The sequence below is a fragment of the Paenibacillus aceris genome, from assembly GCF_017874035.1.
Taxonomy (GTDB): Bacteria; Bacillota; Bacilli; order Paenibacillales; family NBRC-103111; genus Paenibacillus_E; species Paenibacillus_E aceris.
Genome location: NZ_JAGGKV010000011.1, coordinates 43,814 through 68,213 on the forward strand (window position 1 = coordinate 43,814; position 24,400 = coordinate 68,213).

A 24,400-nucleotide genomic window follows, 5' to 3' on the forward strand; every position below is an offset into this window, starting at 1 on the left:
GAAGGCGACAATATATCTCCTTTCTTTAGAATTAACCGCCCCTTAGCACAATAGGGCTGCAGATCATACTCTGCAGCCTCTACATGTTAGAAGTACTGCACTGTTATCCGTTAGCACTCAACTTTATATATTGTATTTTTAAAACTATCACAATTAATTCAATTGATGAGGTGGTTTACTGTCCAAGAATTTTTCTGGCCATGGCTGCCAGGTCGATAATATCCAACTTGTTGTCCTGATTGAAGTCATACATCTGAAGCGAAGACCAATCCGAACGGTTGCTGGTTGCTCCATAGTTACTTGCCAATACGGCCAAGTCGCCTACGCTTGCGGTCGTATTTACGGCTCCCGCAAATGTAACCAGCGCTGTTCTCAAGTTAATGACAGCCTGATTCGCTTGTGCCTGCGTGGCATTCGCATCATTGACAACTGCAATCGCGCTGCTGATTGCTGCTTTTAACGCATCGATTGCACTTTGCGGATAATAACCCCATCGGGTCGAACTAGCCTTAGCTGCGTCAACCTTTGTCTGTGCTTCTGCAATCACCGCACTCAGTGCTGTTTTGTCCACAACAGGAACAGTAACCTGAACATTGTAGGCAGAAAGGCTATTTAATGGTGTTTCAACGCCATTTACATCAGCGACGACAGCATGATTCACGTAAACGGTGCTGTCTACTGTTTGGTTCATCTGCTGAGCCTGAAAGTTCAGCTTCAAAACGTCCATTGTTCCCGTAACGGCGCCATTCGTGCCAGTTGCTGCTGCAAGTAATCTTACATGCCCATTAGAGTCGGATTCACCCACAACTGAAAATCCGTTAACGATTGCATCCGCAGATATAAATCGCAATTGTCCCGGATCAAAGCTGATCGTCAGATCCTGGGCGTAAATATTCGAAGGGACATTCATCAAGCTGTAGGTCAAGCTGAGAGGCTGCCCGGTTAATACGGATGCCGGACCGGTTAAATGGACACCTGTTAATGGTTTTACTTGCAGCCCAGAGATAGCTGTCTGTAGAGCGGTTGCCGCCGCATCCGCCTGCGCTTGCGTCGCGTTCGCGTCACTGCTCACATTGACGGCTGCAGTCAACGCCGTTTGCAGCGATGACCAGGATGCCGCCGTGTAGCTATTGCTGTTCAACGCTTGTGCTGCCGCAATTTTTGCATTAAGCGCCGTTTTATCTGCTGCGTTATAGGTTAAATTAACTGTCACGGTTGAGTTTACGACTCCACCTTTAAAGTCATCCACCTTAACTACAAAGCTGTCCGCGCCTGAGGAACCAATGCTAGCCGTATAGGACCAAACCCCATTTGCCTGTAAGGTAACCGTTCCTTTTGTCGCTTGGGTTAATACACTATAGACCAATATATCCCCGTCTGTGTCACTTCCTACAACTTTACCTGTAACGGCTACGCCAGGATTTGCGTTGACGCTATAGGCATTGGCTGTAGGAGCTGTATTTGGGCTTATCGTCATGTTTACTGTGGTCTGTGCTACCGCAGTTGCTGTACCTTGATCTACATCAATCGTAAAGCTATCGGTTCCCGTAAACCCTGGCTTAGGATTGTAAACCCATGTACCATCGTTATTTACAAGCACTTTTCCATTTGTAGTAGTAACCGTACCATATTCACTTTTCGTATTACGAGCGACTGTTGCGATGGTGATCGCCGGATATTCAGTCTGTACCCCTGTCGGTACTACTTTTCCTGACACCGGTGTGTTCATGGTCGTAGTTGAACTGTAACTTGATGGAATTGTCGCAGGAACTAATTGTGGAAGTACTTTGAAATTAACGGTATATGTGGATACAGAACTATCTATTGCTGTTACCTGCACAGTTGCTGTTCCAGGCAAAGCTGCAGCCTGTGTGATAATCACATTTGAAGCAGCTACTTTTGGTGTCGCTGTAACCGTTGGAATTGTAGTTGTTCCAGCCGGTAACTTTACATCATAAGTTTTCTGCCCCCCTGTGAAATAATCAACTGAAACAGGTGTTCCATTATTATACATAAGGGCGCTTAAGCTTGAGTCTGGTGAAACATATGGAGGTATAGCGAGAGATGCTGAGAAACTATTAATCTGAACATCATCATAATATCCTGTTGGTGTACCAGGGTATGAGCTCGATGTGTTGTCCCCCAATTGAATCGTGTCAAATTTTGCATACCCTGAAACAGTACCAATCTTGTTGTTGTCTAAATATATGTCTACAGAGCTATTAGAAGTGTAATCAACCATCGCTTTATGCCAACCCGTTTTTCTTGAGATCGTTGTCGCTACGGTCTGAGCGCTACTGGTTGTTACTGAATAATAGTTATTACTGATAGCGCTATTAATGCCCACTCCAATCAGGCCGATTGGATTTGTAGAATCATATACCAACGCTTGTTGGTTAAGTCCTGACAAACCTGTATCGTAAAACCAAAGTGATGCAATACCATTGATTGGTTGCAGCAGAGTACTTGAAATCGCATCTTTGGCCTCATTAACAACAAAGCTGTTTGCACCGTTTAGTTTTTGTGCAGAATCGGTTGAAGGTGTGCCAGCTACAGTTGTCCATTTGCCAAAACCTGCTTCAAAATCTTCAAAAAATGATGCAGGCGCGGTTCCTGAAGGCACTGTGGCAAGAGCTGTAATTTCAGCAGGGCTTAGCGCTCTTTCAAAGATCCTCATTTCGTCCATTTTCCCTTTGAAGCTTGGGGATGTGGAAGATGGATTTTCAGCTCCAATCGTTTTTCTAGGGCCAGGAAAGGCAGCTATAGGAGCCGTTGTACCAGTAGTACTTACAATCCCCTGTGTCCCTACAGCTAATGTATCTGCTAAAGTTCCGTTTACATATAGCTTCGTACCTGCGGCTGTACCAACGAAAGCGAGATGTGTCCATGTGCCTACAGGTATTCCACTATAATTGCTAAATTGGAAGTCTTTTTTCACTCCATTAGCATCGAGGCCAGAAATTCCAACTTTTTTACTGCCATTATACTGCTCACTTTTAATAACTGCGCCATCTCCAGCGACCAGAACGACTGTAGTGGGAGCAGGAGTCATATTCTCAGTAAAAACCCATTGAGCAACAGTCCAATCATTGCCTTTAGGTATATCGGATTTACCTATATTCACATAATTTCCTTTGGTACCGTCAAAGGACAACGCATTTCCAAACGCTGGACTTAAATCATTGGGAACCGTTTTAATAGATCCTGATGGCGATACGCCCGTCGCTACGGAAATTGTTGCGTTGTTACCATTAATAACGTCTTCAATGGTTGAACTTGTTGTATTTTCATTCATATTATAATAAGAATTTGCATTGCCTGATAATACGGGTACCTTGACATCGAATACGGTTGGATCAGCGAAGAAACCGATTCCTTGGTATGTCATTCTTGTCGTATTGGCAAGCAGTCTCGCCTTATAATCGCTCCAGCCTACAGATCCGCTGGTACCTCTAGGAGACCAACCTATTTCCGCATAACCAGGAAGTCTTGGATAGAACAGCATGTCTAAGCCTTGGGGGCTGCCTACAGTTTCAGCCCAAAGAGCAGCTTCTACTCCAAGGATTTGGTCGTCGCTGGTTGCCCCAATCAGATTACGAGGATCATCATAATAAGCATTCTCTGTAGGCAGGACATTAGGCCAAGCACCGGTGCCTCTACCTATTGGCATGTTGCCAGTCATTCTTTTGGATAGATAGGAGTAATTCTGATTGGATACGATAACCTTTTTGCCTTGGTTAAAGGCATTACCAGGGACGGCAGGCTTATCTAAGTTATGCCAATACTGCATGACATCGGTAAGATGATAAGTTGAATTAATAGCATCTGCTGAATCCCAGCCAATTACTTTTTTGTTGTACTTAACACCTAGAGATACAAGATAATCAATAAACCAGTTACGGTCAGCTAATGTTGTTGCAGCGGCTTCGTCCGTACCCATATGAATATAGGGCGATGGGGAGATGGACGCTACTTCTGCGAATAAGTTATCCAAAAATGCCATCGTGGCTGGGTCTTTGGCCGTCAATGAATTGAATCCAACCCCGTTACCGGTATATGGATTCGCCGGAAGGTTCTTCCCTGTGTTGCCTGATTGAGCACTGGGTTGACCATTTGGGTTTACAAAGCCATAGGTTGATAAAAGAGCATTTGTATGGGAGGGTACATCAAACTCAGGAATAATCTGCATATACCGCGACTGCGCGTAGGCTATGATATCTTTAAACTCATCCTGTGTGTAGTAACCCGAGATTCCCCCTGCAGGGCCAGTAGCTGCTTTATAATAGGCAGTACTGCCTTTGGTTAATCCACCAAAATCACTGCTAGCATAGAAGTCGTCAATGACTTGAGAACCGCCGATCTTGGCAAGTTGCGGATAATTTTTCAATTCCAAACGCCACCCCTGGTCATCACTCAGATGGAGGTGCAGCGTATTCATCTTATACTGGGCAGCATTGTTGATTTGACGTTTGACTTCATCAACTGTAACGAAATGTCTGGCATCGTCTATCATGAAACCGCGATATCCAAATCTTGGAATGTCATTAATATTTGCACAAGGTATGCTCCACGTCACGCCATTAGCCAAAGATTTTTTTTCAATCTCAGAGGGAAGCATTTGTCTAATTGTGTCCATGCCGTAGAACAAGCCCGCTGGCTTGTTGGCTGCTACCGTAATGCGGTCTACAACTACATCAAGATTATAACCCTCGCTGCCCAATGCCGAATAATCGTCACCTGTTGTTGTAAAGTAAATATAGTTTGTTCCAGAAGGTGCCGATTGCAAGATGCTTAACGTATACCCCGCTGCGGTGGCAAATTTGTTTCTCAGATAAGCCCCCACATTGTCAGCAATTTCTTGGGTTTCTGCGGCGTCTTTTCCTTGTACGTAGATCTTTGTGCTAGCCGTTACGTTGAAAGAACCGGTATTACCTGTATAGCTTGCAGGTTTCGGAATAATCGGCGGCATTGCATTCACCGTTTCTGCCATAATCACCTTTGCAGGTGACACCATTACTCCGCCAAATGCCATTGTAACTGCGACTGCAGTTGATACTAGCTGATTCATTATCCTTTTTCTCATAACATCCTCCCTCTCATAAGTAAAGCGCTTTCAATAATCCTTTAAGAGTACGACTAACCTAATAATTTTGAGGAGGACGATGGGTCCTCCTTTTCTTATTTACTTAGGGAATATTATGGCTGCACAGCTTTAATCGCAGGTTCTGTTGTCATGAACTTCTCAGAAGGAACCGTGCTTTGCACCTTGCCAGTATCAACGAACAGCTTTTGCAGGTTATCAAACCATTTCTTAGCCGTTCCATCCTTAAACACTTCCGCTTGCTTTTTGCTATCAATCCAATCGATGGAGTCTAACTCTTGCTTCAAGCTGTCTTCAGGCACCTGCGTATACGCCGCAGTCAACTTGACAGCCTCGTCCAAATGGCTAATTTTGTAATCCGTGGTTTTGTTCATCGCTTTCATAAATCGTTCGGCAAGCTCCGGCTTCTCCTTCAGGAATTTCGGACTAACGACCCAGCTAGACGGGAAGCTGTAATCCGGGTAAAAGCTGCTGTTATCGCCTAGCTTCACGATGTTTTCTTTTCCTACTTGCTTCTCGATTTCCACCGTATAGGGGGACCAAATCGCAACGGCGTCTACTTTACCTGCCACGTATGCAGACACAGCTCCTGCCACATCCATGTTCACCATATTTACATCAGCTGGCTTTAATCCGGCTTTCTCAAGACCTAGGTTGAGGACCATCTCGCCGGAAGTTCCTTTCGGAACGCCTACGGTCTTACCTTTCAGATCCTTCCACTCTTTTATGCCGGATTTTTTCGTGGCAAGAACCATATCGGCCTTTCCGAGGGAGACCAGACCAATAATATTGCCTTGACCTTGAGCGGATAAGAACGTAGCGCCGGGACCAATATAAGCGATGTCGATATCACCTGACGCCATAGCTTGAAACTCGGGAGGACCACTTAGAAATTTAACCGGATTCAATTTTATGCCCTGTTCTTTGAAAAAACCTTTATCCTCACCTAACGCTACCGGAGCAGCGCCTCCCATATTCGGCATATATGCGAAATTAATCGTCTCCGTCTTCACTTCGGCCTTTGGTGCCGGCGTGCTGACAGCTGAAGTCGCCGGTGCAGCAGGCGTCTGTGTGGCGTTACCGGCGTTCGTAGGACTGCTGCCTGATCCGCACGCGCTTAGAAGAATAGTCACACTGATCAATGCAGAAGTAACCGTAAACTTGGAAAGCGATTTAAATTGAGCAACCATGGATAAAGACCTCCCAAATGTATTTTAGTTTATATGGGCTTGCTCCTTTGGATCCCATTACTTCGAAACTTCAAGATATTCACGGTATACTTTGGACCAAATTTCATTTTTAATACTTATGAACCCTGGATCCAGCTTGGTTGACTGATCTCGAGGGTAAGGAATATCGATATCAATAATTTCTTTAATTCTGCCGGGTCTTGCGCTCATGATAATAACGCGTTGGGCCAAAATCACCGCTTCCTCCACATCATGCGTAATGAAGAAACAAGTTTTTTTCTCTTTCTGCCATGTCTTCAGCAGTTCCTCCTGCAGCTGTGCTCTTGTCTGAGCATCCAAGGCGCCGAACGGTTCATCCATCAACAGCACTTCAGGCTGAACGGCATACGCTCTCGCAATTGCCACACGCTGCTTCATACCGCCAGACAGTTCCTTTGGATAGGCATTTGCGAAATCTTTTAGACCAACGAGTTCCAAGTAATGCTCGGCCTTCTCTTTACGCTCCTGCTTACTTAGTCCTCTTAGCTTTAAGCCGAACTCGACGTTCTTCTGAACGGTTTTCCAGGGGAACAAAGCGTACTGCTGAAACACCACACCGCGCTCCTTACCAGGGCCCTTCACTTCGATCCCATCGACCTTGACCGAGCCGGAGGTGGACGCCTCTAGACCGCCGATAATGTTCAGCAGCGTCGTTTTGCCGCAGCCGCTGGGTCCAACGACGCTGACAAACTCGTTTTGCATAATCGTAAGATCGGTATTGTGCAAGGCTACTGTATCTCCATTACGGCCTTTGTAGACCTTCGATAGTCCTCGAATCTCAATTTTAGTGTCCGCAATTCCACGTTGTACATTTATACCATTTATTATCCTTGCCGGAGCTCCTGCCATCCTGTTAGCCTCCTTTCTAGAAACAGAACGAATTTATCCATACTTAATCCGATGAGGCCAATTACCATAATGCCGAGAATAACGACATCCATTCGGAAGTATAGGCTTGCTTCCATAATCATATTGCCTAAACCTTTACTTGCGCCTGTAAGCTCAGCAGCTACTAATGTCGTCCAAGCGGCAGCAAGACCAAGTCTTACTCCGACAAGAATATATGGAAATGATGCCGGGACAATTACCTCCAGAAAAATGTGCTTATCCGTCGCACCCAGCACTCTTGCCGCACGAATGAGCGTCGGATCGACGTTCCGAACCCCCTGAAAGATCGAGATGACCATCACGAGGAACGTCGCCACAAAAATAACACTAATCTTTGCAGATTCCCCAACGCCTTGAGAAACGATAACGAGGGGGATTAAAGCGATAGGAGGGATCGTGCGAAAAAATTGTATCCAAGGATCTACAATCGCACGGACAAAGGCGTACCAGGCCATTAGAAAAGCGGCTGGAATCGCGACAATTAAGCCGAGTGAAAACCCGCCAATGACACGCAGCAGACTTGCCCAGATATTCGACAACATACGCCCGCTTTCAATTTCGGCTAACAATGTTTTTACAACTCTTATTGGGCTCGTGATAATCGCTCCAACTGCAGGTATGGCAGAAAGCAGGTACCAGATTACAATTCCTATAACAATAGAAATGACGGTCAACAGCCAGCTTGGGAATCTTTTCATAAGAACATGCTCCTTCTCGTCCGATTATCAGCCATTAGCCGTCATATGCAGGCTGTAGCGCCTCTCTCTGGTATTTTCGTCTGATGGTATTCGCTGCAGTATGCCAGCCTGCCTGATCCAATCTGCGTGCCCAATCTTCTGCTTTCAAATACTTCCACGGACCTGTTTCCAGTACTTTCTGCATAGGATCTACCTTATAGTCCGGTCTGCGTGCCTGTTCATGCAGCCATGCGGCTAGACGGTGATCCATTTCTTTCACAACGTCTGGGTAATCGCTCGCCACATTGACAGTTTGATTCTGGTCATTAACCATGTCGTATAAAATGACTTCATCAAAATGCAAATATAAGCCAGGATGGTAGGTTCGGATGAAGTACCATTTCTCATCCCGCACTGCCCGTTGGCATACATAAAGCGCATGATCCATGACCAAGTAATCACGGCCGTGCCAATGTTCGCCCTTGAGTGCCGGAAGGAACGATTTGCCGTCCCAGCCGGATGGAACTTCAAGTCCAACCAGATCTGTAATCGTGGCAATCACATCTACGTTGTAGACAAAGCCGTCTACCACTTTCCCCGGTTGGGTAACACCGGGCACTTTGATGATCAGCGGTATATGATGGACGGCTTCGGTTGCGCTTGGATGCTCGATATAAATGTCTTGCTCGCCCATCGACTCTGCATGATCCGCACTGATGATGAAACAGACTTCATCTTCGATGCAGAGCTCCCGTAGAGTATCCAAAAGCTCGCCCACGTGTTTATCCATATAGCTGATTCCACCGTCATAACCATCGATAAGATGCTTGAAATCCGAGCGGTTCGCAATTTGTCCAGGCATTGTAGCCGGATATCTATTGCCCCAATGCAAGAATGCCGCAGATCGAGGGAAGCTATGCTGCTGTTGACTTGCAATCGCAGCCTCATCAGGGTAAGGTTTCACCGGTTCATCCTTAAACTGTTCCATATATTCGATTGGATACGTATAGAAAGCGTGAGGGTCCCAGTATTGGATGTGTAGGAAGTAGTTATCGTCCTTCCCGTGCTGCTTCAGCCATGGAATTACGGCAGCGTTTACTTCGTCGGCATTCTCGTTCCCTTCCTTCAGCGAGTGGGTATGAACTTCATTCCAACCTGCAAAGTACCACCAGGCATGATGCCGATCGCCGAACGTAGAGAAGGTGATTGTTTTATAACCCGCTTCGCGCAAGTGTCTGGTGAAAAATGGAATTTCCTCGCTGTGCCCGTCTCCATCCGGATATTGCAGCTCTCCGCCAGGTCCCCAGTGCGTTAAGGCTCCATGGTTAATACCGAATCTGCCTGTCATGAAGCTAGCCCTGGATGGCACGCATGGCGATGACGCTGTATAGCAACTGTTGAATCTCATACCACTTGAGGCAATAATATCGATGTTCGGCGTCGTCTTTCTGTTATATCCATAACATCCCATATGGTCAGGACGAAGCGAATCGATATCTAAGTAAATAATTCTCATTGGGTACTACCTCCTGATGCTTAAAAATAATATTTGTTGAAGATGACTTAATTGTATGTATAAATAATGATCCGTATAAGGTTGAATTTTTTTCAACCTTTTGTCATTTTGTAATGCACCCTAGAGACAGAGAAGAGCATTGAACAAAGGAAAACCGAATGTAATCATTCTCTCCGCTCCCTGCGGTGTTCAACCGTCGTTGTATGCCCTTATTATTGGGGGAAAACTGTACAATAACTACTGTAATAAATGAAAAACACTCCACTATTCACCCGTACAATCCCGAAAACACTGTTTTTTCATGCGCATAAAAAAGAAAAGCTTTCCGAGTATTTTTGTACCCGTGAAAGCCTACTCATGAACGACTATTTTAATACCAATACAGTCAATATAATGACAAGAATAAGACGATATTGAAAAGGCAAGGGTTTTCGCAGCAAAACCAGTTCCCCTTTCTAATTCCGAGATCTTCACCCGTTACTTAGCCTGTTAAAATAGAAGGCTGCCAATCATTCGGCAGCCTTCTCAGTTTATAGTGTATACAGTACATAAGGTCTTAGACTTGGATTCGTTGATTTGTTGCGGTTTTTAAGTAAAGTCACAGTGATTCGAACTCCGGGCAACATTACCTAACAATCAAGAGCTCATCTTGCGCTTTTTTCCATTGCTCCTCTATAATTCGCTTAAATAGTAGCGCTTGCTGCCAGCGATCAGAGACTTCATGTTCTTGTCCGTGCTCATCTCGGCGAGTGATCCCGTAATAGTTGGGCGGTCCAAGCTCTGAGCAGAACGGGAACAAATCCCCGGGTTTCGCTTGTTTGAGCCAATGCACCATTCCTTTACGCCACCAGCCTGTAAAATGCTCCAGCATAGGATGATCGCCATCCACAACATCTACCTGGATCTGTTCGCCACTTGAAACACGGCCATGGATACCAGCGGACCGATCTAGAATCTTATCGAAGTGAGCTTCCACATTCTCATTAGTTCCTAGGATTTCACCTGCTACTACATAATGCGATAAGTCGATCATGAGTCTAAGTTCCGGAAGAGCTTCTACATATCCTACGGTGCGGATCAAATCTTGTGTGACTGTTCCTCTGTGTGTCTCGATAAAGTGTGGAATCTTGGATTCCTCGGATACTTTTAACAAGCCATCAAGTAAATGAATCGCTTCTTGATCAATGACGAAAGAATTCGACACCTGCGAGTTAATATATTGAACTCTGCCAAATTCATTGGCATGCTGAATGATATCAATCATATCTTGTGGTTTAGCAGGGAACGCAATGGCACTGAAGCTCAACTTATAGCGGTCAAGTAAACGGTGCCAGGTATCCATATTTTCATGTGAAGGCAACAAATAACTCACACCTTCAAATCCTGCTTCAGCGATTTTCTCGAATTTCTGCTCTAAAGACCACTCTTTACCATTCTCCCCTAACTTATCCATTCCCCATATGGCTTGTTGTACATGCAGTCTGGGTGGATGTACAGTCCCATCATTAATTCGATTCCAATGGCTCATGCTTATCTCCTTTAAAATGAGGATTAAGAATTCAAAAGTGCTTTTAATTTCACATCCGGATTTTCTAAAGCTTTAGGATCGAGTACCGCTTGTTTGTGGATGAGCATTTCCGCAAGACGAATTTCCTTGGCAATTTTTGAGTTTAAGCCCACGGCGCTTGCCGCAACCAAATGACCTTTGTCCGACAGATGAAAGAAAAACTTGTCTGACTCACTCAAATTTCTGACCACTGTCTTCACGCCACAATCCGGCAATCCAGTGACTTGTAAGGTTTGATCATATTGATCCGACCAGAACCATGGGATATCTAGATAAGGTTTAGAGGCGCCTAGCATGTTATGCGCTGCAAGCGTTCCTTGATCTTGTGCATTACGCCAAGCCTCAAGACGAATACGCTTCCCTCCAAAAAGACTATGCGGAAATGAACAGCAGTCACCCGCCGCAAAAATATCGGAGTCACTCGTTACGAGTCTTTCATCAACCCATATGCCGTTATCGACTGTAAGTCCGCTTTGAGCAGCTAACGATGTTTCTGGAATAGCACCGATTCCTACGACAACCGTGTTGCAATGGATGACAGTTCCATCAACCAGTGTAATCGAATGTCCATCCTCTGTTTTATCAATGTGCCCAATCCCTACCCCAAGTTTAAACTCGACACCTGCTTTGCGATGACGCACCTCTACAATGTTCGCAATTTCCTCAGGAACTCCTCGCATCAGAATGCGTGGTCCAACCTCAATAACGGTAACCGAACAACCCTTTTCCCGCGCGCTTGCTGCTACTTCAAGACCAATAAAGCCAGCCCCTATTACAGCAATGTGCTTTCCTGATTGAAATCTTGAGCGTAGTACAAGCGAGTCAGCGAATGTCCGGAGATATAAAAAATCCGTGTTATCGGAGCCTTCCATTTTCAATCGACGTGGATAGGCTCCTGTGGCAAGCAAAAGCCTCTCATACCTTAGCTGCTGCCCATTGCTAAGTTCTGTGACATGTTGATCCCGATCAATCTTTACAACCGTGCTATCCGTGATTAACTGAATGTTGAACTGTGATTGCTTAGCCTCGTCAAGGATAGTCTTTGGTGTGGGCTCTTCTTCATCGACCAATGAGCTTTTGGAAAGCGGCGGTCGTTCATACGGTGCCAACCTTTCTTTTCCTATAAGCGTGATCGGTCCACTCCACCCCTCCGTTCGGAGCTCCACAGCCGCTCGTGCACCGGCTTCACCAGCACCAACAATAACCATTCCTAAGTCAGCCATCTTCTATTCTCTCCTCAGTCTATCTTGATGAAGATCTTATCTTCTTCAATCTTTACAGGATATGTTTTCAGATCAACGCATACCGGCGTACGCTTTGCTTCACCTGTTGTATAATCAAATCGCCCATTATGCTTGGGACACTCGATGGTATTGCCCATCACTAGTCCTTCCGCCAAGTGAAACTTCTCATGGGTGCAGTACCCATCGGTCGCATAATACTTGCTTTTCGCTGTCCGATAAATAGCAAACGTACGATCTCCATGATCAAATCGAATGACATCTTCCTCATCAATAGCATCAGCTTCACAAGCTTCAACCCAACCCTCTAAATGCTGCATACGTACCTCCAAGTAATTAAGTGTAGGTTTATTTAACAAGACCGTGTGGATCGATAACAAATTTTCTGGAAACACCGCGATCAAAATCCTCGTATGCTTGCGGAGCGTTATCCAAAGAAATGAGTGTGGCATTAACAGCTTTAGCAATTTGTGCTCTACCGCTGAGAATTGCCATCATCAAGTCTCTGTTGTATTTCATGACAGGCGTTTGCCCAGTTACGAAGGTATGAGACTTGGCCCAACCAAGACCGAAACGAATCTTTAGTGTGCCAATCTTAGAATCCTCATCTACAGCACCCGGATCGCCTGTTACATAAAGGCCTGGTATACCCAAGCTGCCTCCGGCACGCGTAACTTCCATAATTGAATTCAGCACCGTAGCTGGCGCTTCGCCATGAGCTTTACCATGACCATGCGCTTCAAAGCCTACGCAGTCAATAGCAGAGTCCACTTCCGGTAAGCCCAAAATTTGATCAATTTGTCCCGCCAAATCACTATTTTCACGCAGATTGACGGTTTCGCAACCAAAACTTTTCGCTTGGGCTAATCGTTCTGCATTTAAATCACCAACAATAACAACAGCTGCACCAAGCAGCTGTGCGGAGTGAGCTGCAGCAAGACCTACTGGGCCAGCACCCGCGACGTATACGGTTGAACCCGGTCGAACTCCTGCACTAACCGCGCCATGATAACCCGTTGGGAAAATGTCGGAAAGCATCGTTAAATCAAGAATTTTTTCCATGGCTTTCTCTTTATCAGGGAACTTCAGCAATTGAAAGTCCGCATATGGAACCATAACATATTCCGATTGTCCGCCAACCCATCCACCCATATCTACATAACCATAGGCAGAGCCAGGACGATCCGGATTAACGTTTAAGCATACATTCGTATTCCGTTCTTTACAGCTGCGGCAACGGCCACAAGCTATATTGAAGGGAACGGAGACCAAATCTCCCTTTTTTATAAATTCAACATCGCGTCCTACTTCAATGACTTCACCCGTTATTTCATGTCCTAAAATGAGACCTGACGGCGCAGTTGTCCGACCTCTAACCATGTGCTGATCGCTACCGCAAATGTTAGTGGTTACTACTTTCAGAATGACACCATGCTCGCATTTTCGTCCTACGTTTAATGGATTGACACCTGGACCATCTTTCAGTACCAATTCCGGATAATCCGTATTACGTACCTCAACGCTACCGGGTTTACTGTAGACAACCGCCTTGTTTCCTGCCATGTTCTCATCTTCCTCTCATCATTTAGTTAATCATTGCTTTTGGCTCGTTACTCACTTGCGAAGGCACTGCCTTTTCAGCGTGTACACTGTAATAATAGGGATTAGCTGTACTAGGCAGGGGGCGGTCAACCATATATTGCGGATCTTTCTTCTGCTTAATGAGTGCTGAAATAACTTCTTTGAGAGCCGCCCATAGACTAGGACTTGGTGCTGGATAATCAAACATCAATTCTTTGTGAAGGGCAGGTAATGCGTGATAAGGAACCATCGGAAACATGTGATGCTCTATGTGATAATTCATGTTCCAGTAAAGGAATCTAAAGAATGGATTCAAATAAATCGTACGCGTATTTAAGCGATGATCCAGAACATCTTCATGCAGACCCAAATGCTGAGTTAGACCCACTAATAAAAGGAGAATCGGGCCATAGAAGGTCGGAAGACCAACAAACATTAACGGTAGAATACTTCCGATCTGAATGGACCAAATAATAAAGCCTAGTAAGATTAACACCCAAATACGTGATATCCACACGGCTTTTCTGAATTCAGTCTCTGGAACATAGTCTTTTTCCGAAGCAGTCAGCTTTCCGAAGCAGTGCGTTAAAATGCTTTTGAGATCTCTTGAACCGCCATAGATATGCACGATTTCTCCAAAAATGATCCGCCAAACAGGTGGTCTTGTCATGGCTATTTCCGGATCACGACCGACAATATAAGTGTCCGTGTGATGACGAGCATGACTCCAACGCCAAGGGGTTGGTGGTCTTAGGTCCATGAATGAGGCAATTTGATAGAGGGCATCATTCATCCATGCTGTCTTGAATGCTGTTCCATGACCGCATTCATGCCATCTTGAATCAGCAGTCGAAGCATAACTGATTCCATATAATGCAAATGCCGGTATTGCCCACCATGTCCCCCACGAATAATAGGCAAGCATACCTGTGCCTATGAGCCATGCAAACATAATGATCGTATCTCGAATTGCGGGTCCATCCTTACGCTTCATAAGTTCTTTTAGACGCTGACGCGGAATTGGACTCGTGTACCAATCTGCTGCTGCTAAGCCTTTTTCCTGAGCTCGCTTGTTTTCTGGTCCTGTAAGAGAGTAATCTCTTTTCATGTATGGATTAGACACTGTTATGCCTCCTTGTTCATCATTTGTTAGCGTTTACTAAATGATAAACTTTCAAGGACTCACTGTCTTTGAAATAACAGGACATTTATTTGCACTAAACGGACATTTTCAATCAGCTAAAAGGTATATCTGACAATTGGGATTTGCGATACTTCCCCGGGGCAACGCCTATTTTACGGGTAAAAACTCTTGTGAAATAGTGTACGGATTCAAACCCAGTCTCTTGGGCGATACGACTTATTGTCCAATCTTTCTCGAGAAGAAGCTCCATGGATTTCCGAACTCTTCTCTCTTGCACATAATGCGAAAAAGATTGCCCGACTTTCATTGCAAACAATCGTGATAAATGACGCTCTGTCATATTCAGATAGGCTGACAACTGTGTAATACTTAAGGAAGACGATAGATTGTCCTCGATAAAAAGCTTCGCTCGCTGCAAATAATAGGAAGAAATTTGTTGATGCTCCGGCAATTCGTCACTTTCGGCAACCTCCGTAAATTCACTACAAAAAGAAATAAGCAAAGCATACGCAATACTGTGAATCATTTCTTTTGTCATGGCACGATCCTGCTTGCACAGCGTGAACAACATGCGCCAAGTCTGGGCCGTCACCGTTTCTTCTGCCATTGGCACAATAATTTTATTTAGACTCATCATTTGTACATAACGGTTTAAAGTCCCTTCCATAGACTGAGAGCTATCGGCTTCAAAGGCAACATAATAGAGCTCGATCCCTCCCTCACTTTTAATTTGATGCCATTTGCCAGGTCTTGAACAGAACAATGTTCCTTGACGGAGCGGATATTCTTCACCAGACTCCAAATAGCTCCCTTCACCTGCCAGAACATAACAAACCTCAAAGAAGGAATGTCGATGCAGCGGATTATCAAAGTGTTCCGGCATGGCTCCCCAATAATGCACCTTAAAACTTAAATCTTCTCCGCGCAAATCAACTGCGGTTTCATTTAAAATACGGCTCATCTTTTTATAATCTGATTTGACTGCCATAGAGATCCCTTCCGACATAGATTTTGCACTTTTCTCTATTATACGACTAAAGAGCCCTCAAAAAGAGGACTCTTGAAAAGTACGTTGAGTGAAAAATCATTATTTTCTTTAAAAACTGCAAATGGAATTACTCACATAAATGGCAGTCGATTCACATCATACCCGGTCATCGAAAGCTTTTCATTCGCCAGAATTCGACCGTTCACCTCGAGATATCTAATCCCTTCGCTGATCGGACTGTATTCACAAGTCAGGGTTGCTTCTTCCGAGCTGAAAGATGTCTTTCTCAGCACCGTACGTCGGGAATGCGGACTTGAATGAAATTCGTCATGAATTTGTACTTTCAAGGCGGCAGCTCGGAAATATTCGAAGCTTTCTGTTTCCTGCTTGCTGGAAACCTGGACCACGAATCCGTTACCCGTCAGTACAAATGTCTTCGGGTCGAAGTCCCTCATTTCGCCTTCGTAATTGTAGAACGAAATCATAAGAAATTGGTTCACACGGTCCACCTTCACTGCAGCATATCGGCCGTGGTCTGTAAGCAAGAGCGGATGGAACGCCATATAGACAGCTCCGTCTTTGACGATGACCGGACAAGGCTCCAAGCTTTCTCCTGTCAAATCCTTAAGCTGCTTGTCACCCAGCCAAATTTCATCCGGTTCGCTGAATGGGCATGGCAGGATGAGAGAAAGCTTCAGACTGGACACCTGTAATCGACCAAACCGCTTTGGCTTATAGAGGATCATCGCCGTTTGCTGATGCTGGAAGGCCAGCTTCCGCCCTTCATCCCATAGCGAATAGTCCGGTACCGTAATGGACATTCGTTCATAGACGTTCGACTGGCCCGGCTTCCTCTCGTTCACGATATATTTGGTATACACAGTCCGAGAATTGCGTAGAGATGCTTCCTTGCAGGGATCGCGACGAAGCAGCAAATGAAAGGAATCCGTCTGCACCCCGTTATGGAATTCGTGCGTAGATGTGCCTAACGCATACTCCTCCGTCATATATGTGGTATTGGAGCCGACACCGGCCGGATATTCCGTCATGTCCTCCGCCAATACAAGGTCCTGCGGAGACTCCCAGGCGTGCTCATCGGATGAGGATGAAAATTCGGCTGTCCCCGTAACTTCGTAAGGATAGGTCTTGTTTAACGCATGATGAATCAATTCTTCCGGGCAGTGGTAGGTCGTATTGAGCATGCTTGCAACTGTCACTTGCAAAAACGCCAAATTCAAGTGAATCAAATACCCTTGCTCAACGTCCCCACCGCTGAACAGCGTGTTCAGCGGGTTCATCGGAAGCTGTTCGCCAAGCAAGCCATATACCGCAAAATGCTGCGTATGTCCCATCGAATCAGCTGTGTAAGCACGCGAATATGGTCCTGCCAGCTGAGAAGCCGGCAAATACAAGCGAGCCAATTGATCCGCCCAGATGCGCTCTTCGCAGCTCAGAGCAATGTCCCTCAGTTCTTCATCCTCTACATAATTGGCGATCTCAGCCAACGTCTCCAACTGAATCCCTGTGTACGTCGGGCTGTTATATTCACTTACGAACCCTCGCCGTGTTAACATCGCTTTCAACTGATGAAGACGCTTGGCTCCAATTGCTACGAGATCAGGACGCGACAAAAGCTTTCCACCGATCAGCGTGATGTACGTGCTCATGCAAGGGAAATTATCATTAACCCCGACAAAGTCCATTTCATCGGTGGCGCTTTCTTCAATGGTCTCTTCGAGATAGCCATATAGCCATTTCCTTGCCTTTTCCGTTAAACGTTCATCGTATTTCATCAAAATTTGAGTAGCGATCTTCGGGGCAAAATGACAGTGCGTGTATTCGTTGGCTTCAATAATCCGGTTGCCTGTCCGGCAAGCCTCTTCCGAACCCTCAGCGATGAATGCATACGCAAACCACAATCGTTCTCGTAACCCCGTAATAGGGTCAGGGCCGTTATAATTGCCATCTACATCGAAATCCTTCAAATGAAAACGAACGAGCAGCCCGAGAATCAGATCCGCTCTCTCCTTTTGCTCGTGAATGTTATAGAACCGCTTGGTCATACATGTTCCAGCCCTTCAATCAGCATCAGAAGCGTCATCGATTGACCGTATGGCATCGGGCAGATTGGAATATCGCGGTACTCTTGAAGTGTACGTCCCATTCCGGTGCCATAAGATACGCCTTGTACGATGCCGTCGGAATCAATGTGAGAAACGACGGCATCATACGCTTTCATACCGATCTCTCTATAGGATTGAGGCAGGTAACCTTTGCGAACTGCCTTCAGAATGCCGTACGCAAAAGCTGCTGTCGCCGATGTTTCCGTATAGGAGCTCGGATCGTCGAGAAGCGTATGCCACATGCCGTCGGCAGCCTGCAATTCTGCAAGCTTTGCCGCTTGCTGCTCCAAAGCGGAAAGAAGCAGCCACTCCACCGGCTTCGGAAGTTCAATCATTTCCAAATAATCAACGAGTCCGGCTGTGTACCACGAATTGCCTCGAGCCCATAGCGCTTCTGCAAAGTGGTGACGACCGTTAAAGGTCCAACCGTGAAACAGCAGTCCCGTGCGGCGGTCAGTCAAATATTTGAGATGCAGCAGGAACTGATACACGCTTTCATCGATATACGACTCTTCATTCAGCAGCAAACCCATGCGGCATACGAATAAGACGGTCATATAAAGCGTGTCATCCCATACCTCGCCTTCATTCAGTTGTCCCGAAACGACGTGCTGGATTCCGCCTTCTTCTGTACGCGGCATTTCCTTTACTGCATACGCTGCCCACTCGCGGCAAAGCGCCATATAATCCTCACGTCCCGTTTCTTCGGCGAGAAAGCTTAGCGTCAGCATCGGACACATGGTATTTACATTTTTGGAAGGAAGCCCTTCGACAATTCTGCGATCAAACCACTCAATTAAATATTGCTTGATATCAGGATTTTGGGTTTTACGGTAATACAAATAAAGCGAGAATAAACCGACACCCTGCGGCCACTCCCAGTTTTCCATGGAAATAATGCCAATCGGACAGCTTTCTTCTACGGCACCGCCTTGCAGATGCTTCAGCTTACCGATCACTTTTTCAATTAATGCATGAACTTCGTTTTTGTCAAAATCAATCGTTTGTTTCATTACATGTCACCGCTTTCCATTTGATGAGGATCGAGCGTCAGCCAGGCAAGCTGCTTCTCGAACTCGTACAATCGGGTATTTCTTATCTCCATGTAGGCTTCCCGAGGCACTTCACCGTCTTTATGCGAGCTTTCGTCTATGCGCAGCCCGGCTGCCAGCGAGGCGGCTTCGTCGAAGCCCCTAACCCCGTCAGCATAATAAATAGCCCAACCGCTCTCTAGTCTCGCCTGCTGAAGCAGCTGCGTCTCGCCTGTGTAAAGCAGTTGTCGCAAGCGAAGCGTATTGCCGTCCTGCACCTTCTGGAGCTGAGGCAGTTGACGAGATTGTCCGCCATACCTGATACCGGAGAGCGGGGCGATCAACACCGCCGAATCGGGATATTGCAGAATCGTCCATTCCCTGCCGTCAGCACCTAATGCAACACCTGTGTTCCCATTCCAATCTGGCACGACCCACTCATCGGCAATTTCGCACGCTTCATTATGCAATCTGCTCATACTGCGAACAGCAAGAACAACATGGTCATTCTGCACGGAGCGCAGCTGCACATCCGGATACCAAGTCTCTTGGAATAAGGCGGGTCCCAAGTAAGCAGATGCGTAGCTGGCCGGATGTGTACGCTCTTTTTCGCCATCATGAACATGCCAGCGAAGGTATGACACCTGATGTCCAAGCACGGCCAGCGATACCGGATACGATTGCCAGCCCAAGCCCCATGTCGGCCATTGATACGAGCCGGCAACGACAGGGAAACGGTTGATGCTGCCGATTCTTCCCGTTATACCGATCCAGGTATGCGCATAGCGATCATCCATCACGCGTTCCAATCGTTTCCGCTGTGCAGGCAGCTCGGGAGCAGGCTCTGCCCGCTGCAACTTCTCCTCGAACAACCAATAATAGACACCTCCATCTAAACTGCTCAACGTTTCCGATAAGGTCTCCGGATCGCAATCCACACCCGAGATTCGCCACATCAGACTTTTCGGATGCAAATTGCCTTCAACATTATAGCTGCGAATCGTTGGCACGAACTCGCATCCGCCATGGAACCTCACGTAATCGATCAAGTCATCCATCACGCTGGATAACTTCATTCGCAGTTCCGTATGGGATGTCTGCAGCGAAATCATGGCAATACGAAGCGCATTCATGATAATTTGAATATAGATCAGGCTCAGATTCTCTCCCCAGCCCCAACCGCGGTGCGACGTATAGTCCAGCCAGCGATTGAAAAAATCAATGCTCGTTTGTTCATGCTCCGGCAGCGAGCAAATTTTTGAGATGGCTAGCAGCAATGCTCCATCGCTTACAATTTTATTCGAATAGTACAGAATCGGCTGCTTCAGCTCATGTGCAAACCAGCTAGCACCGCGTTCCAGCATCAGATCGAGCAGCGCGCGCTGGTCCTCAGGTATACGGTCTCCCCCTAACAACCGAAGGACGACCAGCGGCATAAGAATAAAGAACGCCGCATTGGAGTCATTGAGCCTCGTTTCTTCCCGATACCAGCGAAATGCCCCATATTGCGGACTGGTTGGATCGTCCGTCAGCTGCAGCTCGGCCAGCGCACTGAGAATGCGCATCCTCTCCGACTCACCTGGCACACCGAGAACTGTAGCCACTGCATAATAAGCTGCAGTCGAACGACCATCGTGCGCTTCCATAACCTTGGAAGCCTCCGCCGTATGACCAGGCTTTCCTGCATTTACAAGTCCGTCTTCTATTCGAAGCTTGCAGCCATATTGGTTCCACAGGTTCTGCCACAACTGCTCAGTCTGCTTATGCATCTTCTACGTCAACTCCATTCTGGGTTCACTTTCTTCAATTACCATTAAATAAAAGGTGTTGAACACCCTTGGCCGTAACGGCTAGACTTCCTTCTGCTATCGGATGAATGCTGTCTGGTACCCATCGATGAAACTGATCCGGGTCTTCGTTTAATATTGAATGCCAAGCTGCGAAATGATCGATCAATGATAATTGTCTTTCCTTAGCAACCGAACGGTAAACATCGTAATAATCATTAAAGATCGGTCTTACATCAAGAGAACCTCCAACCGGAGGATTCATCGTCATAAGTACGATATCGCACCACGGGTTGATCTCCAATATGCTGTCGATCATCGCTTCCAATCGGCTCCTGCATTGCTCGAGCGTGGTTTCATACGGCAAGTACGCATCGTTGATCGCAAATTCGATAAACACCATATCAGGCTTATGAGCGAGAACTTTTTCAGATAGGTTGTCCATGCCCCATTGCGACCACATGGCGGCTTTTGCGCTATTAATGACAGTGGCAAGCCCAGGGTAATGTTCCGCAAGTTGAGCATTCAGATCCTCCACCCAGGCTGCTCCGTCAGTTAAACTTGTTCCGTACGTTACAATACACTGGTTTTTGCCGTCTTTTAGATTGCGTATCGTCTGAAGATTTGGCATCGATTTGCCTCCTATATTCAATCGCGTTGGCTACATCCACTTGTACAAGCTAACATGTTGGATTGAATGCCAGCTAAATGTAGCGTCGAACGCCATTGTATTGCAATTGCCAATAATTCGTTCAAGCTTCACACGCAAAACAATCAACGCCTCCGATCTATTGCAAAACGATTATCAATAATTCGGGGGTGATAAGATTAGTCTTTTCCGTTGATTTAGAACTAAGACAACTTCTCCTTTACAACAGTGCGTAAGCGCTTAACTGATCATCAAAAAGCAAAGGGGGTCCCCAATGTAAAGACTCCCTTTGCTTTTGCAAAACTAATCTAACAATTATTTTTTCACTTGTGCATACATTTCATTGGCTTCTTTAGCCAACTGCTCTCCGCCTTGTGTATTCCACTGCTTCACGAAATCGTCAAAAGCAGATACTGGCTTCGCGCCGGAAACGATGGAGATGAATGTTTCATTTTTCAACTTTAATAGATCTGCCCAGTATTTGGAGGAGGATGGCATTACATCCGGCTTACCGAACAAGTCAACTTTAGGCATATTGAATTGTTGGGACTTTTCAACAACGACCGGATTCCATTTATCCGTAATTTCGGCAGCAAATTGACGAGTGAACGGGTTGAAGGAAGCGCCGTCCCCAAGCCCCATACCATAGCGCTTATCCAAGTTATCATTAGGAGCCAGCAGCTTGATTCCGCCTTCTTGCTTCTTGGCAGCGTCTTTGAAATCCCAATCTGTACCTTGTTTACCTAGTCCCAAATCCGTGAAGCCCTGATCGCTCATATTGACCACTTCAAGAATCTCCATGATCTTCTTCATTTTCTCAGGCTGCTTCTCCAGCTGTTTACCGAAAGCAATGATATTACCTGCTGCGCCCCACGCCCAGTCACCTTGGCCTCCTGGTCCTTTAGGCAGCGGAGCAATCTCTACTTTCGCTTCTGGATTTGTTTTCTTCGCTAAACTAATCATGGAGCTTGCGTTGCTTTCGTCTGTATCCAGAGCACCGCCGTAATCATAGTAAGCCAGCTTGCCGGCGATAAATTTCTCTTTGTAATCTTTACCCGTCACGAAGTCTGGATCCACATAACCTTTCTTGTACCAATCCGCCAATGTCGTTAATGCTGCCTTAACCTCAGGCTGAACAGCGCCGCTAACGACTTTACCGTCCTTCAGCATCCATTGCGGAGGCGTTACACCGTACGCAGGGAAAATTTGTTTGAACAAGCCGAACCATTGATTGCCTGGCGCTCCGGAGGAGATGCCATATACGCCAATTTTCTTCAGTGCTTCAAAGGCAACTGTCATTTCATCAATTGTTGCCGGGATTTTATCAATGCCCGCTTTTTTCAGCAAATCTGTTCGCCATTCAGCTTTGGCATTAAAGCGACCGCTAGGATAGAACGTCGTGACGCCGTAGTTTTTACCGCTAAAGAGCGAATAGAACCATGCTTGCGGCGCATCTTTATCAAGGGCTGCTTTATACTTCGGCATTGTTTTCGCAATCGTATCAACCGGCACTTCCGCAAGCAAGCCTTGGGAAGCATACTTCTGCAAGCTGACAGGGTCGAGTACCATCATGACGTCCGGAATATCGCCGCCGCCGAGTGTAACTTGCTGTTTCTGGGCATAATCAGCAGCAGCAATCATATATGGTTTAATTTTAATGTTGAACTTCTCTTCCAAATACTTTTGACCGTATGAGTTTTCCTCCGTCAATTGCGGAACCATCCAGCTAATTGTAAGCGGCCCAGCAGGTGCTGCTGATGTAGCAGGCTTGGTGCTGGCTTGAGAAGATGCGGATGGCGTATCGGCAGAATTGCCGCAGCCCGTGAGTGCGATTGATGATAAGAATAGAGCGCTAACTCCTACTGAAATTGTCTTTACAAAAACTTTTTTCATTTGTGAGACCTCCTCAATGAAATAACTTATCTATGATTATTTGGGATTCCTATTTATTAGGAGAATCCGTTTAACCGAAGCAAAATGAGTCCGCTTAACAATTTAGCCTTTGACAGAACCCAGCATGATCCCCTTGACAAAGAATCGCTGAAGGAACGGATAGACGAGCAAGATGGGCAGTGTAACCACCATAATCGTTGCTGATTTTAGCGTGACAGGTGTGTATAAATCCATCTCTCTTCCAGGGTCGATCAATAAGGAAGTATTCGCATCGTTCAGCACTGTTCTGCGAAGAAACATCTGAACCACCTCATACTTAGGTCCTGTTGTATAGATCATGGCATCGAACCAAGAATTCCAATGGAACACTGCAGCCCATAAACCGACAACAGCAATCACAGGCATCGATAAGGGCAGTACAATTCGTGTGAAAATGGTAAACTCACTGGCGCCATCAATCTTCGCCGATTCAAGCAGCTCTGAATGAATCGATTGCATAAAGTTGCGCATGACCATGACGTTGAACCCACCCACGGCAGGAGGCAAAATAAGCGCCCATACCGTATTGATCAAGCCTAAGTTTTTAACTAAGAGATAGGTCGGAATCATCCCGCCGGTAAACATCAGGCTTATGACCAGCAATAAGGAAAGTAATTTACGATGCGGAAACGTGCGAATCGATAAGGGATACGCCATCATTGCCGTAAGTAATACAAGTGAGATTACCCCGAGTACAGTTCTCAATATCGTATTCCCGTACGCTCGGTACAAATCCGGATTGCTAAGTATTTTCTTAAGCGGGTCGAGGTTGAGCTCTGTCGGGAAAAAATGTAATCCAGGTAAGTTCGCTGTATGCGGTGAGCTTAAGGAATACGTTAATACGTTCATTAACGGGTATAGCGTGCTAAGTGCGAGCAACAATAAGAAGCATGTATTGACAACATCAAAGAGCTTCTCTCCGGCTGTTCTGCGAATCATGTGCGTA

The 24,400-nt window shown here is 46.1% G+C and carries 17 protein-coding genes; all 17 read right to left on the minus strand.

Annotation, left to right across the window (positions count from 1 at the left end; translation table 11 throughout):
- Positions 1 to 175: 175 nt before the first annotated feature.
- The 17 genes from J2Z65_RS20060 to J2Z65_RS20140 all read right to left on the minus strand — a co-directional run bounded on the left by J2Z65_RS20060 (position 176) and on the right by J2Z65_RS20140 (position 24,393).
- Positions 176 to 5,083, minus strand: a complete 4,908-nt coding sequence (locus tag J2Z65_RS20060; RefSeq protein WP_167064709.1) for a family 20 glycosylhydrolase — start codon at positions 5,081 to 5,083, stop codon at positions 176 to 178.
- Positions 5,084 to 5,196: 113 nt separating this feature from the next.
- Entirely contained in the window at positions 5,197 to 6,291 is a 1,095-nt protein-coding gene (locus J2Z65_RS20065) for an ABC transporter substrate-binding protein (protein WP_167064711.1), read from the minus strand.
- Positions 6,292 to 6,348: 57 nt separating this feature from the next.
- Entirely contained in the window at positions 6,349 to 7,179 is an 831-nt protein-coding gene (locus tag J2Z65_RS20070) for an ABC transporter ATP-binding protein (protein ID WP_167064714.1), read from the minus strand.
- Entirely contained in the window at positions 7,155 to 7,916 is a 762-nt protein-coding gene (locus tag J2Z65_RS20075) for an ABC transporter permease (RefSeq protein ID WP_167064716.1), read from the minus strand. The genes J2Z65_RS20070 and J2Z65_RS20075 overlap by 25 nt, the downstream gene beginning before the upstream one ends.
- 34 nt (positions 7,917 to 7,950) lie before the next feature.
- A complete protein-coding gene (locus J2Z65_RS20080; RefSeq protein WP_167064719.1) occupies positions 7,951 to 9,411 on the minus strand; it encodes a sulfatase family protein in 1,461 nt (486 codons plus the stop codon).
- Between the two features lie 625 nt (positions 9,412 to 10,036).
- A complete protein-coding gene (locus J2Z65_RS20085) occupies positions 10,037 to 10,939 on the minus strand; it encodes a sugar phosphate isomerase/epimerase family protein (RefSeq protein WP_167064721.1) in 903 nt (300 codons plus the stop codon).
- 23 nt (positions 10,940 to 10,962) lie between these two features.
- Entirely contained in the window at positions 10,963 to 12,201 is a 1,239-nt protein-coding gene (locus J2Z65_RS20090; RefSeq protein ID WP_167064724.1) for an NAD(P)/FAD-dependent oxidoreductase, read from the minus strand.
- Positions 12,202 to 12,215: 14 nt separating this feature from the next.
- Positions 12,216 to 12,539 carry a MocE family 2Fe-2S type ferredoxin gene (locus J2Z65_RS20095; protein ID WP_167064727.1) on the minus strand — a complete coding sequence of 108 codons (324 nt, stop codon included), beginning with the start codon at positions 12,537 to 12,539 and terminating at the stop codon, positions 12,216 to 12,218.
- Between the two features lie 28 nt (positions 12,540 to 12,567).
- Positions 12,568 to 13,782 carry a formaldehyde dehydrogenase, glutathione-independent gene (gene fdhA / locus J2Z65_RS20100; RefSeq protein WP_167064729.1) on the minus strand — a complete coding sequence of 405 codons (1,215 nt, stop codon included), beginning with the start codon at positions 13,780 to 13,782 and terminating at the stop codon, positions 12,568 to 12,570.
- 22 nt (positions 13,783 to 13,804) lie between these two features.
- Positions 13,805 to 14,923, minus strand: a complete 1,119-nt coding sequence (locus tag J2Z65_RS20105) for a fatty acid desaturase family protein (RefSeq protein WP_338111772.1) — start codon at positions 14,921 to 14,923, stop codon at positions 13,805 to 13,807.
- Between the two features lie 112 nt (positions 14,924 to 15,035).
- Positions 15,036 to 15,932, minus strand: a complete 897-nt coding sequence (locus J2Z65_RS20110) for an AraC family transcriptional regulator (protein ID WP_167064732.1) — start codon at positions 15,930 to 15,932, stop codon at positions 15,036 to 15,038.
- Positions 15,933 to 16,063: 131 nt separating this feature from the next.
- Positions 16,064 to 17,995 carry a hypothetical protein gene (locus J2Z65_RS20115; protein WP_167064734.1) on the minus strand — a complete coding sequence of 644 codons (1,932 nt, stop codon included), beginning with the start codon at positions 17,993 to 17,995 and terminating at the stop codon, positions 16,064 to 16,066.
- Positions 17,992 to 19,068 (minus strand): beta-galactosidase BglB, encoded by a 1,077-nt coding sequence (bglB, locus tag J2Z65_RS20120; protein ID WP_167064737.1) that lies wholly within the window; start codon positions 19,066 to 19,068, stop codon positions 17,992 to 17,994. Before bglB ends, J2Z65_RS20115 begins: the two co-directional genes overlap by 4 nt.
- Complete coding sequence (locus tag J2Z65_RS20125; protein WP_167064740.1) at positions 19,068 to 20,855, minus strand: hypothetical protein; 1,788 nt, start codon at positions 20,853 to 20,855, stop codon at positions 19,068 to 19,070. Before J2Z65_RS20125 ends, bglB begins: the two co-directional genes overlap by 1 nt.
- A gap of 34 nt (positions 20,856 to 20,889) precedes the next feature.
- Entirely contained in the window at positions 20,890 to 21,504 is a 615-nt protein-coding gene (locus J2Z65_RS20130) for an SGNH/GDSL hydrolase family protein (protein ID WP_167064742.1), read from the minus strand.
- Between the two features lie 333 nt (positions 21,505 to 21,837).
- Positions 21,838 to 23,415, minus strand: coding sequence for an extracellular solute-binding protein (locus J2Z65_RS20135; RefSeq protein ID WP_167064744.1), 1,578 nt, complete (start codon positions 23,413 to 23,415; stop codon positions 21,838 to 21,840).
- A gap of 102 nt (positions 23,416 to 23,517) precedes the next feature.
- The gene (locus tag J2Z65_RS20140) at positions 23,518 to 24,393 is read right to left on the minus strand and encodes a carbohydrate ABC transporter permease (protein ID WP_167064747.1); all 876 of its coding nucleotides are present in this window, start codon (positions 24,391 to 24,393) and stop codon (positions 23,518 to 23,520) included.
- Between the last annotated feature and the right edge of the window lie 7 nt (positions 24,394 to 24,400).